The organism is Pseudomonas sp. M20 (assembly GCF_045037865.1).
Taxonomy (GTDB): Bacteria; Pseudomonadota; Gammaproteobacteria; order Pseudomonadales; family Pseudomonadaceae; genus Aquipseudomonas.
On record NZ_CP173611.1, the window covers coordinates 3,661,082 to 3,675,411 of the forward strand.

The following is a 14,330-nucleotide window of genomic DNA, read 5'->3' on the forward strand; positions in this document are numbered from 1 at the left end:
CACCATGAACGCAAAAGTCTGGCTGGTGGGTGCAGGTCCTGGTGATCCCGAATTACTGACCCTCAAAGCGGTGCGCGCCCTGCGCGAGGCCGATGTGGTGCTGATCGATGATCTGGTCAACGACGCAGTGCTCGAGCACTGCCCTGGCGCGCGCATTATTGCGGTGGGTAAGCGCGGTGGTTGCCGTTCCACGCCGCAGGCATTTATCCATCGGTTGATGCTGCGCTATGCCCGTCATGGCAAGTGTGTGGTGCGGCTCAAGGGCGGCGATCCGTGCATCTTCGGCCGTGGCGGTGAAGAGGCGCAATGGCTGCGTGAACGTGGCGTTGAGGTGGAGTTGGTCAATGGCATCACCGCCGGGCTCGCTGGGGCGACGCAGTGCGATATTCCATTGACGTTACGCGGTGTAGCGCGCGGGGTGACGCTGGTGACTGCGCATACTCAGGACGACAGCCAGTTGAACTGGCAGGCACTGGCGCAAAGTGGCACAACGCTGGTGATATACATGGGCGTGGCTAAGCTGGGCGAGATTCGCGATCAGTTGTTGGCGGGCGGAATGGCGGCGGATACCCCGGTGGCGATGATCGAGAATGCATCGTTACCAGAACAACGAGAATGCCGGAGCGATCTCACGGCAATGAACGAAGCAGCCTACAGATTTCAATTGAAGAGCCCTGCGATACTGGTGATCGGCGCCGTGGCCGGTTATGCGCAGGAAGCCAGCGAGACGCGTATTGCCGCAATGTAGGAGCAGCCTGGTTTCAAAGCTTCAATCTCAAATCGCAGGCAAAGAAAAGCCCGGCCTAAGCCGGGCTTTTCTCAGAGCGGCAGCTAATTACTTAGCTTGAGCTTCAACCTGCGCTTCTACGCGACGGTTTACAGCGCGGCCAGCTTCAGTTTTGTTGTCAGCAACTGGGCGGGATTCGCCGTAGCCAACAGACTGAACGCGGGACGATTCAACACCGTACTGGTTGGTCAGAACTTGCTTAACGGCGTTTGCACGACGCTCGGACAGTTTCTGGTTGTAAGCGTCAGGACCGACGGAGTCAGTGTGACCTTCAACAGTAGTGGTGGTGGATGGGTACTGCTTCATGAAGTCAGCCAGGTTCTTGATGTCGCCGTAGCTGTTGGTTTTAACAACAGATTTGTCGAAATCGAACTTAACGTCCAGCTCAACACGAACAACTTCAGCAACTGCTGGGCAGCCGTCAGCGTCAACAGTTACGTTGGCTGGGGTGTCCGGGCACTTGTCAACGTTGTCGCAAACGCCATCGTTGTCGCTGTCGGAGCAAACTTCAGCTGGTGCTGGAACTGGAGCAGCAGCAGGCTTGGAGCCACCACCGAAGTTCACACCGATACCAACGCTAGGAGCCCACTCGGTGTCGCCCTGGTCGATGTTGTACTGAGCTTCAACGCCGGCACGGGCGTAGAAGTTCTCGGTGAAGTACAGCTTGGCACCGCCGCCAACGTTGGCGAAGGTGGAACGGTTACGACCGCCGGAACCGTTCTGACCGATGCTCTGATCGGAGAAACCAGCCGATACGTATGGACGCAGCATGTCGCCTGGGTTGTTGAAGTGGTACAGAGCGTCCAGAGCGGTGTTAGCGCCCTTGATGTTACGACCGTCGTCGGAACGCACGTTGTGCACTTCGTCGTAGCCCAGACGCAGTTCAACGTCGTCGGTCAGGAAGTAACCGATCGAACCGCCGAACAGGTTGCCGTTGTTCTTGAAGTTACGAGCGCTGTCGAATTGTTCTTTCTTTGCGAAGCCTTCGATTTCAACTGCGCCTTGGCCTTGTGCCAGAGCGCCGAACGAAGTGGCGGCAATCAGAGAACCAATGGCCAAGCCCAAGGTGTTTTTCAGTTTCATCCGTTAAATCCCCATCTGGTGATTGTGAAGCAGTCCCGCAAACCGGGGGACAACTCGGCGGCAAGTCTATCAGAACTTGCCTACACGTAAGAGATATTTGCGCTGAACTAAGTTTCAGCAATGCCTGCAAATTTCTCACGCAATTTATCTAGAGCACGTTTGTAACGCATTTTTGTCGCACTCAAACCCATGTGCATGATGTCTGCGATCTCCTGAAATTCCAGCTCTGCGACAAATCGAAGCACCAGAATTTCGCGGTCAATCGGGTTCACATACACCAGCCAGCGATCAAGCCCGCCCTTCTCCTCGGGTTTCGGCGCCTTTTCTTCGGACGCTTCCTCGAGGGGGTCAAGACTCAATGCGTCCATCAAGCGACGCTTTCGCCGTTCCTTCCGATACTGCGTAATACATTCGTTGTACGTGATGCTGTAGAGCCACGTTTTGAACTTCGATTTCCCCTCGAAGTTCTTCAGGCCATACAGCACCTTCAACATGACTTCCTGACAGACATCGTCTGCGTCGCGATCGTTCCCAAGATATCTCGCACAAACGTTAAATAATGTTCTCTGGTAACGCCGCATCAGTTCTTCATAAGCGCGCGTTACGTGAAAAAGCTCGGTATGCGAGCGCGCGACCAACTCCTCATCAGAGAGCTCGCGGGGGTCGTAGCGCGTGGATAGCGTTTGGGCTTTATTCAAAACAAGTCGTGCCGACAGTCAGGTCAATGTCCACCGCGACCAGCATCAGCTGGCATTTTGCGGCGGCATACATTAGCAGGGTTTGCCGGATTAGCGGCTACTCACATGCTGTTCCAGCAGGATCCGATTGGAAAGAGAGACTAGCTCACCCTCATCGGTCAGCAATGTGGTTTTCACCGTGCCGATCTCCTCGATCTGCCCTTCGACCTCGCCAACACGCACTTGTTGCCCAACCTGATACAACTCACGCACATAGATTCCCGCAAGAATCTGACCGGCAATTTCCCGGCTTCCCAAACCCATGGCCAGCGCAACCGCCAGACCAACGGTAATCAAAACGATGACGATCACATGGTTCAGCAGGTCGGTCTTGACCTCAAGCTGGCTGATCGCGACCGAGATGCTGATGATGATTACCAGCCCCTGAGCAATTCGCCCAAGCCCCGAAGCGTAGTCCAGGCCTACGCCTTCTGCCGCCCCGCGCACCAGTCCGTTGGCCAATTGCGCGAGCAAGACACCTACCAGCAACACCAGCGCCGCGCCGAATACTTTCGGCAAATAGAGCGCCAACATATCCAGCGTAGCTGAAACTCGCTCAAGGCCAAGGGATTCTGCTGCAGAAACCAGAAAAATCAGCAGGACGAACCAGTAAACGATTTTACCGATCAGCGTCGAAATCGGAACCTGCAGTCCCGCCCGGGACATCAATTTGGTCAGCCCGGTACCGCCCATCAGGCGATCAAGGCCCAGTTTGGCGAGCAGCTTGGAGAGCAAGGTATCGAGCAGCTTGGCCACGACGAAACCCAACAGCAGCACGACCAGTGCGCCGAACAGGTTCGGGATGAAATTGGCCACTTTGGTCCACAACGCAGTCATTGCAGTGACGAGGCTCTGAGTCCAGAGGTCGAGTTCCATATTCAATCAGCCTTATCAGCAGTGCGAGCGGTAGGTTTACGAAGACGGGAAACCGGCGAGACATGGGCCGAGCCGTTATTCAGGGCGATCATCAGCGCGGGCAGCCAGCGGCCCAGCAGGCTGAACAGATCACCGGCGCCAACCTGGCGGTTGGCGGTTTTGAGTACGCGGCCCAAGCACGCATCGTCGTCGCGGCTGGACGGCGAGGCGTTGAGCATGTCGCGCAAAGACTGTTCAAACGGATCGTGCATACGCACCTCTCGTGATGTCTGTGAAAGACGCGGGCAGATTTGGTCGGGTCACATGCTCCATGTTCAAACCCAGCGCAAACGACGGAACAACCACCACTGACCAAAGGCCAGGGCGAGCACCGTCAAACAGGCAATCAGGAAACCATAGGGGCTGCTGGAGAATGGAATGCCGCCAACGTTGATGCCCAGCAGACCGGTGATGAAACTCATCGGTAAAAAGATGCAGGTGATGATCCCGAAGCGGTACATCGTGCGATTCATGCGCTCGCTCAAACGCCGGTCTTCAGCCTCAAGCACAAGCCCCACGCGCTCTCGGGTCAATTCGAGCTCTTCGAGATAGCGGGTCAGGCTGTTGTTCAATTCGTTCCAGTAATCGGCATCGTCATCGACAAACCACGGCAGTTTTATCCGCGTGAGTTGTCCAAAAATATCCCGCTGCGGCGCAAGAAAACGCTTCAGCCCGGCAGCCCTGCGACGGATGTGCAAAATGGCGCCATGCTCAGGGGTATACCGTTCGTCGGCATCCATCTTTTCTTCTTCCTCATCGGCGATTTCCGAGAGGCAAGTGACCAGATCCTGAACCTTGTTGGTGAGGAACTGCGCCAGATAAAGGATCAGTTCAGAGGCCGTTTTCGGACCTTTGCCATCCGCCAATTGAACCAACAGTTCATCGGTGGCGCGCAATGGGCGCAAGCGCAGGGAAATCACCCGTTGGGCCGAAGCAAAAATCCGCACCGAAACCATGTCTTCCGGCTCGGCACCCGGGTTGAGATTGACCCCGCGCAGAAACAGCAGCAGTTCGGCATCCGGCAACGGCAACAGGCGCGGACGCGTGTTCTCTTCCAGCAGCAGGTCGCAGGTGAATTCGTTGAGACCGCTGGATTTGCGCAGCCAGGTCTGGGTCTGCGGATGGCTGCGATCCCAATGCAGCCACAGGCTTTCATGGGCCTGCAACTGCAAATCGTCGAGCTCAGTCCGGGCTATCGAACGCGCACCGCCTTTTCCGTCCAGCACCAGGGCATGCACCAACCCCCATTGCGCGTTTTCTTCCTCGAACATCCGCATCCCTTTGTCGAAACTCTTATTCAGGCATCTGCAGCGGGCTCGGCGAAATGATCACGCCGTTGTTGTCCGCATAAATGTACTGGCCCGGGTGGAACGTCACACCGGCGAAAGTCACCGGAACGTTGAGGTCACCGATACCACGTTTTTCAGTTTTCATCGGATGGCTGGCCAGCGCCTGCACACCCAGATCGGTTTGCGCGATGACGTCGACGTCACGGATGCAACCGTAGATCACCAGCCCTTCCCAACCGTTTTTAGCAGCCTTCTCGGCAATCATGTCGCCCAGCAGCGCGCGACGCAGCGAACCGCCGCCATCGACCACCAGCACCTTGCCGTTGCCTTTGAGTTCGGCTTGTTCCTTGACCAACGAGTTGTCTTCGAAGCATTTGATGGTCACGATTTCGCCACCGAACGAATCACGGCCACCGAAATTGCTGAACATCGGTTCCAGCACCTGCACCAGCTCCGGATAGGCGTCGCACAGGTCAGGCGTAAGGTAATGGTTCATCGAAAAACTCCTGTAAAAAGGAAGACGATCAAGGATGCCGCGTTCTGAAGAGACGAGCTCCGCTGGTCGCTGTTTACCTTAGCTCATTGAATGTTCGCTGAATGAACCTGAACAAACGCTGAAACGTAATTGCTAAACAGTCACCGAATATGACCAGAACCGCACAATTCGTCATATCTTAGCCGCAAGCCGATCTGAACGAAATGCCCTTCAGAGCCTCCGTCTCAGACCGCAGCAACCAGATCAGGCTGCTCGCCCAGCAACGGCGCGTGCTGATCGTTCAACCAGCGCGCCACCAACGGCCACACCTCAGTCTGCGCGGTTTTGCTCACCAACATTTCAACATGACCGAAATTATCAGTGAAACCCTTCTCGCGCCCCAGATTGATGAACTGCTTGTGTTCGGAGCCAATTTGCTCAAACAGTTTGCGACAGGCCCACGCAGGATCCTGATGATCCCCTGCTGCAGTCACCGCCAGCACTGGCACTTGAACATCGGCCAGCCCCGCCCACCAATCCGTGTCCTTGTCGCCAAAACGGCCGAACAAGCCGTACCAGCGCATGCTTTCCAGCGCCAGACCGATCGGCTCATCTTCCGGGCCGCGCTTGAGGCGTGAACCCGACAGTTGCGCAAAACGCTTGAGAATGAAGCGGCTGCTCCACTCCACCGGCGGAATTTTCAGCGGCCAGTAAGTGCGGCTGACTTGTGTGCCGAAAAACGCTGCCGAAGCTACGGCAGGCTCGCCGAGGTATTCGCCACCGAGCGCTGCGGCCAAAGTGATGCCGCCCAGCGAATGGCCGATCCAGTGCGGGATCTGCCCGCTCTGCTCACGCACGAACGCGGCAATCGCCGGCAGATCGTAACGGGCGTAGTCGGCGACACGATTGCGCCGGTACTCCTCATTGCGCTGCGACAGGCCGTGGCCGCGCATCTCCGGAATCCACACGTCGAACCCCAGTCGCGTCAGATACGCGCCCAGGCCCAGGCCTTTCGGTGAAAACCAGAAGCGACGATTGGAAAAACTGCCGTGCAGCAGAATCACCGGCACGCCGCGTGGCGCGGAGTCATCGGCCATGCCCAAACGGGTGACGGCGATCTCCACGGACCAGTCGGGACTGTTGCCGGGTTTCAGTCGGTAAACGTCTTCGCTCAGATCGCCGCGCCGTTCGGCGCTGATCAGGGCGACAGGAAACAGGTTGCTGCTGCTTTGCATAATGCTCTTGCACAAAAAAGGGCGGCATCCGGAGACCCCGCCCTGTTTGAATCATAAGGAGCCGAATCGTGTAGGAGCGAGCCTGCTCGCGATGGCGGTGTGTCATTCGAATCAATGCAGACTGTCATGACGCTATCGCGAGCAGGCTCACTCCTACAGGGGGACGCGGCCCATTCACATGTTGATCAAGCCGGCGCCTGGCCTTCCGCCAGGAAGAACCAGGTTTCCAGCACGGTATCCGGGTTCAGCGACACGCTTTCGATGCCCTGTTCCATCAGCCACTTGGCCAGATCCGGGTGGTCCGAAGGACCCTGACCGCAGATGCCGATGTACTTGCCGGCCTTGTTGCACGCGGCAATCGCGTTGGCCAAGAGCTTCTTGACCGCCGGATTACGCTCGTCGAACAGGTGCGCGATGATACCGGAATCGCGGTCCAGGCCCAGCGTCAGCTGAGTCAGGTCGTTGGAACCGATCGAGAAACCGTCGAAGAATTCGAGGAACTCTTCGGCCAGAATCGCGTTGGATGGCAATTCGCACATCATGATCACGCGCAGACCGTTTTCGCCGCGCTTCAAGCCGTTTTCGGCGAGCAGATCGACAACCTGACTGGCTTCGCCCAAGGTACGGACGAACGGCACCATGATTTCAACGTTGGTCAGGCCCATCTCGTTGCGCACACGTTTCAGCGCGCGGCATTCGAGTTCGAAGCAGTCACGGAACGATTCGCTGATGTAACGCGAAGCGCCACGGAAGCCCAACATCGGGTTCTCTTCTTCCGGCTCGTAGAGCTTGCCACCGATCAGGTTGGCGTATTCGTTGGACTTGAAGTCCGACAGACGCACGATGACTTTTTTCGGCGTGAACGCTGCAGCCAGGGTGCTGATGCCTTCCACCAGTTTGTCGACGTAGAAGTCGACCGGGTCATTGTAACCGGCGATACGCTTGTCGACGCTGTCCTTGATTTCCTGTGGCAGACCGTCGTAGTTCAACAGCGCTTTCGGGTGGACGCCGATCATGCGGTTGATGATGAATTCCAGACGGGCCAGGCCGACACCGGCATTCGGCAACTGTGCGAAGTCGAAAGCGCGGTCCGGGTTGCCGACGTTCATCATGATCTTGAACGGCAGCTCCGGCATGGCGTCGACGGAGTTCTTCTTGATGTCGAAACCCAGCTCGCCTTCGAAGATGTAACCGGTGTCGCCTTCAGCGCAGGACACGGTCACGCCCTGGCCATCCTTCAGCAATTGGGTGGCGTTGCCGCAACCAACCACAGCCGGAATACCCAGCTCGCGAGCGATGATCGCTGCGTGGCAAGTACGGCCGCCACGGTTGGTGACGATGGCGCTGGCGCGCTTCATCACCGGTTCCCAGTCCGGGTCGGTCATGTCGGAAACGAGTACGTCGCCCGGCTGGACTTTGTCCATCTCGGAGACATCTTTGATGATGCGCACTTTACCGGCGCCGATGCGCTGGCCAATGGCGCGACCTTCAACCAGCACGGTGCCGGTTTCTTTCAACAGGTAACGTTCCATGACGTTGGCCTGGGTGCGGCTTTTCACGGTTTCCGGACGGGCCTGAACGATATACAGCTTGCCGTCGTCACCGTCCTTGGCCCATTCGATGTCCATCGGGCACTGGTAGTGCTTTTCGATGATCATCGCTTGCTTGGCCAGCTCGCTGACTTCAGCGTCGGACAGGCAGAAACGCGCGCGGTCAGCCTTGTCGACATCGATGGTCTTGACCGAACGACCGGCCTTGGCCTCGTCGCCGTAGATCATCTTGATGGCTTTGCTGCCGAGGTTGCGACGCAGGATCGCCGGACGACCGGCTTCCAGCGTGCCCTTGTGCACGTAGAACTCATCCGGGTTGACCGCGCCTTGTACGACGGTTTCGCCCAGGCCGTAAGCGCCGGTGATGAACACCACGTCACGGAAACCGGATTCGGTATCGAGGGTGAACATCACGCCGGCAGTGCCGGTTTCCGAACGCACCATGCGCTGCACGCCAGCCGACAGGGCGACCAGTTTGTGGTCGAAGCCCTGGTGCACGCGGTAGGAAATCGCACGGTCGTTGAACAGCGAAGCAAACACCTCTTTGGCGGCGCGGATAACGTTTTCCACACCACGGATGTTCAGGAAGGTTTCCTGCTGACCGGCGAACGAGGCGTCCGGCAAGTCTTCGGCGGTGGCGGAAGAACGCACGGCCACGGCCACGTCAGGGTTGCCGGCCGACAGCGCGGCGAAGGCGGTGCGGATCTCGGCATTCAGTTTTTCCGGGAATTCGGCTTCCATGATCCATTGACGGATCTGCGCGCCGGTCTTGGCCAGGGCGTTGACGTCGTCGACGTCGAGCGCATCGAGGGCCGCGTGGATCTGGTCATTGAGGCCGCTCAGTTCGAGGAAATCACGATAAGCCTGAGCCGTCGTGGCGAAGCCGCCGGGGACCGAAACACCGGCGCCTGCCAGGTTACTGATCATCTCGCCCAGGGATGCGTTCTTGCCCCCCACATGCTCAACATCGTGTTTGCCGAGCTTATCGAGGGAAACTACGTACTCTACCAAGGTGATCTCTCCACTAACTGTGTTGGAAAAGCTCAGAAACCGGCGGCCCGGGGGAGCCTTGGCCGGTTGTATGGCCTGGACCTGGAAAATAAGTGAGAATGCGGGCCAGTCGCGGCCGACAAATCGCGCCTATCATATCCAGAAATGCTCATTAGCTTAAGGCCCAAGGTGCAAATGAAACGATCTGCTTTCTTCATCTCCGATGGCACCGGCATCACTGCCGAAACCCTGGGTCAAAGCCTTCTGGCGCAGTTCGAAAACATTACCTTCAGCAAATTCACGCGACCGTACATCGACAGCGTTGAAAAAGCGCGGGCCATGGTACAACAAATCAACAAAGCCGCTGAAACCGACGGCTTTCGCCCGATCATCTTCGACACCATCGTCAATCAGGACATCCGTGAGATTCTCGCAACGTCCAATGGTTTCATGATCGACATTTTCTCGACCTTTCTTGCCCCGCTGGAGCAGGAACTGACCGAGCACTCTTCCTACACGGTCGGCAAGTCGCACTCGATCGGGCACAACTCCAATTACATGGAGCGTATCGAGGCGGTTAACTTTGCCCTCGACAACGACGACGGTGCGCGCACGCACTATTACGACAAAGCCGATTTGATACTAGTGGGCGTGTCGCGATGCGGCAAAACGCCGACGTGTCTGTACATGGCCATGCAGTTCGGCATTCGCGCGGCCAACTATCCGCTGACCGAAGACGACATGGAACGTCTGACCCTGCCGACGGCCCTGCGCGCCCATCAGCACAAGCTGTTCGGCCTGACCATCGACCCCGACCGCCTCACCGCGATCCGCAACGAGCGCAAGCCCAACAGCCGCTATTCGAGCTACGCCCAGTGCGAATTCGAAGTGCGTGAGGTAGAGAATCTGTTCCGCCGCGAGAACATCCCCAACATCAACTCCACGCATTTTTCGGTGGAAGAGATTTCGGCGAAGATTCTGGTGGAGAAAGGTGTGGAGCGGCGGTTCAAATAGATTTGTGGTGTCTGAATGACCGCTATCGCGAGCAGGCTCGCTCCCACAGGGGGAATGCATTCCAACTGAAAGAATGCGGTCCACTGTGGGAGCGAGCTTGCTCGCGAAGAACGATTACACGGACTCTGTTAATGCCTGCGCCAGAGCTTCAAAGCCCCCCAGCAACAACCCATCATCCCCCACTGCATTACACACACTCACCCGAACAAACTGCGGCACCGCCGCATGCCCGACCGCAAACGCCTCAGCGGTGGCGACCAGATAGTTGTTTTCCTTCAACTCCGCGGCAATCTGCGACGCCCGCCACAGCTCAGGCACCTCCACCCAGAAATGCGGGCTGTAAGCATGAGTCTTGTAATTCAAGCCCTGCAGAACGGGCGAAACCAGTGCCTTGCGCCGGCCAATCTCGCTTATTTGCTCGTCCAACAAGCGCTCGGCCATGCCGCTTTCAATCCACAGGCTCGCCACTTCCATCGATAACGGATTGGCCATCCAGCACGTTGCACGAATGGCGGAACTCAAACGCCCGACCAGCGGCAGTGGCGCATGCAGGTAACCGACGCGCAATCCGGCGGAAACAGCCTTGCTCAGACTGCCGATCAACACCGAGCGCTCCGGCGCGAAATAACTCAGCGGCAACGGGCGCTGGCGGTCCAGAACCGCATGGGCTTCGTCTTCGATAATCAGCAAATTGTGCTGGCGGCAGATATCGGCAATCGCCTGGCGCCGTGAGATCGACATCACAGCGGCTGTAGGATTCTGGATCGTTGGCGTGCAATACAGCGCTGAAACACGATGTTGACGGCAGATGTCCTCCAGTGCCGACGGCAACAGTCCTTCGTCATCCATCGTCGCGCCGACAAGTTTTATCCCAAGCTGGCGTGCGACGCCGATCAATCCCGGGTAGGACAAATGCTCAGTCACCACTGTGTCGCCGACCTTGAGCAGGCCCATCAACGCGCACAACAAGCCATGCTGACCACCGTTGACGCACAACACCTGATCGGCGTGCGGCACGAACGCTTCGTGCTGCAGCCAGACCGCCCCGGCCAATCGGTGCCGTGCCAGCCCCGCTTCGGCGGTGTAACCGGTCAACTGCTGTAACACCCGCGGATCACTGGCCAGTTCCTGCAGACTCTGGCTCATGAACGCCGCTTCCTGTGCGGGAATCGGCTGATTGCGGCTCATATCGAAACAGGCTGACGGCTCATCGCTGACATTACGAAAGCCTTTGTCCTGCGCCCGCTCCATCCCGCGCTGACACACATAAGTGCCATCTCCGACGCGGGCGACGACCAATCCCACGCGTTCCAATTCGCCGTAGGCACGGCTGATCGTACCGATGGTCACTCCGAGATTGTCGGCCAACAACCGATGCGGCGGCAGTTTACTACCGGAATCGATGACGCCCTCATCGATGGCCTGCGCGACGGCATTCGCCAGGCGTTTGTACTTCACGCCCACGCCATTGGCGAGACCATCACGGAGGATTGACACCATGGCAATACTTACTTTGACAGTCATTCTCACCCCGAATAGCGTGATTAAAAAAGGGTCAATCAGAAATAGACCGTTTCCGCGATCAGGTCAATTCCACCGTTCGGAGCACGCCACATGTCGACCGCCGTCAGCACACCGATGCACATCAGCAAACCCTGGCTCGCAGGACTGGTTACCAGCACCTTGTTTCTGATCGTCTGCCTGAGTTGGGGCACGACGTGGCTGGGGATCAAGATTGCGGTGGAAAGCGTGCCGCCGCTGACGGCCGCCGGGCTGCGTTTTCTGATTGCTTTTCCGCTGTTCCTGAGCTTCGCGCTGTTGCGCAAGGAACCGCTGTTGTTTCCCCGACAAAGCCGCTGGTTCTTTGTGTTCGTCACGCTGTCGTATTTCAGCCTGCCTTACTACTTGCTCAACTATGGCGAGATGCACGTGTCGTCAGGCCTGACAGCGCTGCTGTTCAGTTGCATGCCGGTGTTTATCCTGCTGTTTTCCGCGTTGTTTCTGCGCGAGAAAATCTACCCGTCGCAGATGCTCGGTATCGCGATTGGCTTTGGCAGTCTGTTCATGATTATCCGCAGTCAGGGTCTGCACCTGGATCAGGCCGAATGGCTGGGGGGGCTGGCGATCCTGTGCGCAGCGGTGATGCACGCGCTGTGTTACGTGGTGACGAAAAAACACGGCAGCGCGATCAGCGTGATCACCTACAACACCCTGCCGATCGGCATTGCCGGGGCGATGTTATTTATTGTCGGGCTGAGCATTGAGACGCCGGTGTTCAGGGATGTCAGCGCACGCTCCTGGGCCGCCCTGTTTTACCTAGGACTGGTGGCGTCGGTCGGCGGATTCATCGTTTACTTTTTGCTGCTTAAACGCTTGAGCCCGATCATTCTGTCGTTCGTGTTTATCATTTTCCCGGTGTTCGCCGTGATCATCGGCGCCTGGTACGAGGGACAACCCCTGTCCCGGGAGTTGATGATCTATTCAGCGATTTTGTTGAGCGGTTTTGCGATCACCAAATTGCCCATCGAAAAATGGCGTACGCGGTCCGTGTAGGAGCTGCCGAAGGCTGCGATCCTTTGATCTTGTTTTTAAACATCAACGTCAAAAGATCGCAGCCTGCGGCAGCTCCTACAGGTTTTTCGTCAGATCACAAGTAGGTCGACGAAACGGTTTACCGGGGTGGCCTCGAGCCGGGTTTGATCCTTGCACAACGCAAAGATCTCACCGCTGCGCTGGCCGGTGAAACGTGTTGCCAGATTGGCCTTGAACTTGTCTTCCAGTAATGGAATGCCCTCGGCACGGCGCCGGCGATGACCGATCGGGTATTCCACGACGACGTTTTCAGTGCTGCTGCCATCCTTGAAAAACACCTGCACGGCGTTGGCGATCGAGCGCTTGTCAGCCTCCAGATATTCGCGGGTGAAACGCGGTTCTTCGACGATGAGCATTTTCTCGCGCAGCACATCGATGATCGGATGCGCACGGTGGAAATCGTCTTCGTATTGTTCGGCGACCAGATTGCCGAACGCCAGCGGCACGGCGGTCATGTATTGGATGCAGTGGTCGCGGTCGGCGGCGTTGGCCAACGGTCCAACCTTGGAAATGATGCGGATTGCCGATTCGTGGGTGGTGATGACGATTTTGTCGATTTCGTGCAGGCGATTGCGCACTTGCGGGTGCAGTGTCACCGCGGCTTCGCAGGCGGTTTGCGCGTGGAATTCGGCGGGAAAGCTGATCTTGAACAGGACGTTTTCCATCACATAACTGCCGAATGGCCGAGAGAAATTGAAGGCGCGTTTATCTTCCGGTTTCAGCGCCAGATCGCTGTTGGTGTGGCTGAACAGCACATCATAAAAGCCCCATTGCCTGGCGGTGAGAACGCCGGGAATGCCCATCTCGCCACGCATCGCAATATCGGCCAGACGCACACCGCGACTCGACGCATCCCCCGCCGCCCAGGATTTTCGTGAACCGGCGTTCGGCGCATGACGATAGGTACGCAGGGCCTGACCATCGGCAAACGCATGAGACAACGCCGACAACAGTTGCTCACGATTGGCGCCCATCAGTTTGGCGGTGACAGCGGTTGAAGCGACTTTCACCAGAATGACGTGATCGAGTCCTACACGATTGAAGGAGTTTTCCAGGGCAATCACGCCTTGAATTTCGTGGGCCATGATCATCGCTTCAAGCACATCGCGGATTGTCAGCGGCGCTTCAGCGCTGGCCAGACGCTTCTGCGAAAGATGATCGGCCACCGCGAGAATCCCGCCGAGGTTGTCGGATGGATGGCCCCACTCGGCAGCGAGCCAGGTGTCGTTGTAGTCGAGCCAGCGGACGATGCAGCCGATGTCCCACGCGGCCTTGACTGGGTCGAGGCGATAGGAGGTGCCGGGGACCCGCGCACCGTAAGGAACCACCGTTCCTTCGACTATCGGGCCCAGGTGTTTGGTGCACTCGGGAAAGCGCAACGCCAGCAGGCCACAGCCCAGCGTGTCCATCAGGCAGTTGCGGGCGGTGTCGAGGGCTTCGGCAGAGGGGGCTTTGAAGGTGAGGACGTAGTCGGCAATGTCCTGCAGGACACGGTCGTAATCGGGGCGGTTGTTCAGGTCGACGTTGGCGCTCATTGCGGTTCTCCTGTGCGGGAATGATGAGTGGTGCGGTCTTCCTCAGGGCTTGGCGGGTCTGGTTGATTGCAGGTCTGGGGTGCCTGCTTGTTTGGGGTTTCTTCAGTGGGAGGCCCCTCACCCTAGCC

Annotated in this window: 13 protein-coding genes; 3 read left to right on the forward strand and 10 right to left on the reverse strand. The window is 57.7% G+C overall.

Annotated features, from left to right (window positions below; translation table 11 throughout):
* The first annotated feature begins 4 nt into the window (after positions 1–4).
* Positions 5–748 (forward strand): uroporphyrinogen-III C-methyltransferase, encoded by a 744-nt coding sequence (gene cobA / locus ACI514_RS16140; protein ID WP_160057061.1) that lies wholly within the window; start codon positions 5–7, stop codon positions 746–748.
* Between the two features lie 87 nt (positions 749–835).
* Here cobA and ACI514_RS16145 read toward each other — a convergent pair whose 3' ends face one another.
* The 8 genes from ACI514_RS16145 to ppsA form a co-directional block, all read right to left on the reverse strand.
* Positions 836–1,870, reverse strand: coding sequence for an OmpA family protein (locus ACI514_RS16145; RefSeq protein WP_160057060.1), 1,035 nt, complete (start codon positions 1,868–1,870; stop codon positions 836–838).
* A 107-nt stretch (positions 1,871–1,977) separates the two neighbouring features.
* On the reverse strand, positions 1,978–2,568 hold the full coding sequence (sigX, locus tag ACI514_RS16150; protein WP_011333251.1) for an RNA polymerase sigma factor SigX: 591 nt from the start codon (positions 2,566–2,568) through the stop codon (positions 1,978–1,980).
* Positions 2,569–2,658: 90 nt separating this feature from the next.
* Positions 2,659–3,483, reverse strand: a complete 825-nt coding sequence (locus ACI514_RS16155; protein ID WP_007916401.1) for a mechanosensitive ion channel family protein — start codon at positions 3,481–3,483, stop codon at positions 2,659–2,661.
* Positions 3,484–3,485: 2 nt separating this feature from the next.
* On the reverse strand, positions 3,486–3,734 hold the full coding sequence (locus ACI514_RS16160; protein ID WP_008076827.1) for a hypothetical protein: 249 nt from the start codon (positions 3,732–3,734) through the stop codon (positions 3,486–3,488).
* A gap of 63 nt (positions 3,735–3,797) precedes the next feature.
* Positions 3,798–4,793, reverse strand: coding sequence for a zinc transporter ZntB (locus tag ACI514_RS16165; RefSeq protein WP_160057059.1), 996 nt, complete (start codon positions 4,791–4,793; stop codon positions 3,798–3,800).
* A 22-nt stretch (positions 4,794–4,815) separates the two neighbouring features.
* Positions 4,816–5,307 (reverse strand): ribonuclease E activity regulator RraA, encoded by a 492-nt coding sequence (gene rraA, locus ACI514_RS16170; protein ID WP_137218790.1) that lies wholly within the window; start codon positions 5,305–5,307, stop codon positions 4,816–4,818.
* A 224-nt stretch (positions 5,308–5,531) separates the two neighbouring features.
* Positions 5,532–6,521 carry an alpha/beta fold hydrolase gene (locus tag ACI514_RS16175; RefSeq protein ID WP_160057058.1) on the reverse strand — a complete coding sequence of 330 codons (990 nt, stop codon included), beginning with the start codon at positions 6,519–6,521 and terminating at the stop codon, positions 5,532–5,534.
* Positions 6,522–6,706: 185 nt separating this feature from the next.
* Positions 6,707–9,082: a phosphoenolpyruvate synthase gene (ppsA, locus tag ACI514_RS16180; protein WP_160057057.1), complete on the reverse strand. Its 2,376-nt coding sequence runs from the start codon at positions 9,080–9,082 to the stop codon at positions 6,707–6,709.
* A gap of 174 nt (positions 9,083–9,256) precedes the next feature.
* On the opposite strand from ppsA, the gene ACI514_RS16185 reads away from it, so the two are divergent.
* Positions 9,257–10,075: a pyruvate, water dikinase regulatory protein gene (locus ACI514_RS16185; protein ID WP_034152875.1), complete on the forward strand. Its 819-nt coding sequence runs from the start codon at positions 9,257–9,259 to the stop codon at positions 10,073–10,075.
* Between the two features lie 114 nt (positions 10,076–10,189).
* Here ACI514_RS16185 and ACI514_RS16190 read toward each other — a convergent pair whose 3' ends face one another.
* On the reverse strand, positions 10,190–11,599 hold the full coding sequence (locus ACI514_RS16190) for a PLP-dependent aminotransferase family protein (RefSeq protein ID WP_405122023.1): 1,410 nt from the start codon (positions 11,597–11,599) through the stop codon (positions 10,190–10,192).
* A gap of 114 nt (positions 11,600–11,713) precedes the next feature.
* On the opposite strand from ACI514_RS16190, the gene ACI514_RS16195 reads away from it, so the two are divergent.
* Positions 11,714–12,628: a DMT family transporter gene (locus ACI514_RS16195; RefSeq protein ID WP_405124226.1), complete on the forward strand. Its 915-nt coding sequence runs from the start codon at positions 11,714–11,716 to the stop codon at positions 12,626–12,628.
* An 89-nt stretch (positions 12,629–12,717) separates the two neighbouring features.
* Here ACI514_RS16195 and prpD read toward each other — a convergent pair whose 3' ends face one another.
* Positions 12,718–14,202, reverse strand: a complete 1,485-nt coding sequence (gene prpD / locus ACI514_RS16200; protein ID WP_160057053.1) for a 2-methylcitrate dehydratase — start codon at positions 14,200–14,202, stop codon at positions 12,718–12,720.
* Positions 14,203–14,330 lie beyond the last annotated feature (128 nt).

What these genes read in the sequence shown, in the direction of transcription:
- ACI514_RS16160 (WP_008076827.1), bottom strand. Translation starts at nt 3,734, where the DNA reads ATGCACGATCCGTTTGAACAGTCTTTGCGCGACATGCTCAACGCCTCG.
- ACI514_RS16190 (WP_405122023.1), bottom strand. Translation starts at nt 11,599, where the DNA reads ATGACTGTCAAAGTAAGTATTGCCATGGTGTCAATCCTCCGTGATGGT.
- ACI514_RS16195 (WP_405124226.1), top strand. Translation starts at nt 11,714, where the DNA reads ATGCACATCAGCAAACCCTGGCTCGCAGGACTGGTTACCAGCACCTTG.
- rraA (WP_137218790.1), bottom strand. Translation starts at nt 5,307, where the DNA reads ATGAACCATTACCTTACGCCTGACCTGTGCGACGCCTATCCGGAGCTG.
- prpD (WP_160057053.1), bottom strand. Translation starts at nt 14,202, where the DNA reads ATGAGCGCCAACGTCGACCTGAACAACCGCCCCGATTACGACCGTGTC.
- ACI514_RS16155 (WP_007916401.1), bottom strand. Translation starts at nt 3,483, where the DNA reads ATGGAACTCGACCTCTGGACTCAGAGCCTCGTCACTGCAATGACTGCG.
- ACI514_RS16185 (WP_034152875.1), top strand. Translation starts at nt 9,257, where the DNA reads ATGAAACGATCTGCTTTCTTCATCTCCGATGGCACCGGCATCACTGCC.
- ACI514_RS16165 (WP_160057059.1), bottom strand. Translation starts at nt 4,793, where the DNA reads ATGTTCGAGGAAGAAAACGCGCAATGGGGGTTGGTGCATGCCCTGGTG.
- ACI514_RS16175 (WP_160057058.1), bottom strand. Translation starts at nt 6,521, where the DNA reads ATGCAAAGCAGCAGCAACCTGTTTCCTGTCGCCCTGATCAGCGCCGAA.
- ACI514_RS16145 (WP_160057060.1), bottom strand. Translation starts at nt 1,870, where the DNA reads ATGAAACTGAAAAACACCTTGGGCTTGGCCATTGGTTCTCTGATTGCC.
- cobA (WP_160057061.1), top strand. Translation starts at nt 5, where the DNA reads ATGAACGCAAAAGTCTGGCTGGTGGGTGCAGGTCCTGGTGATCCCGAA.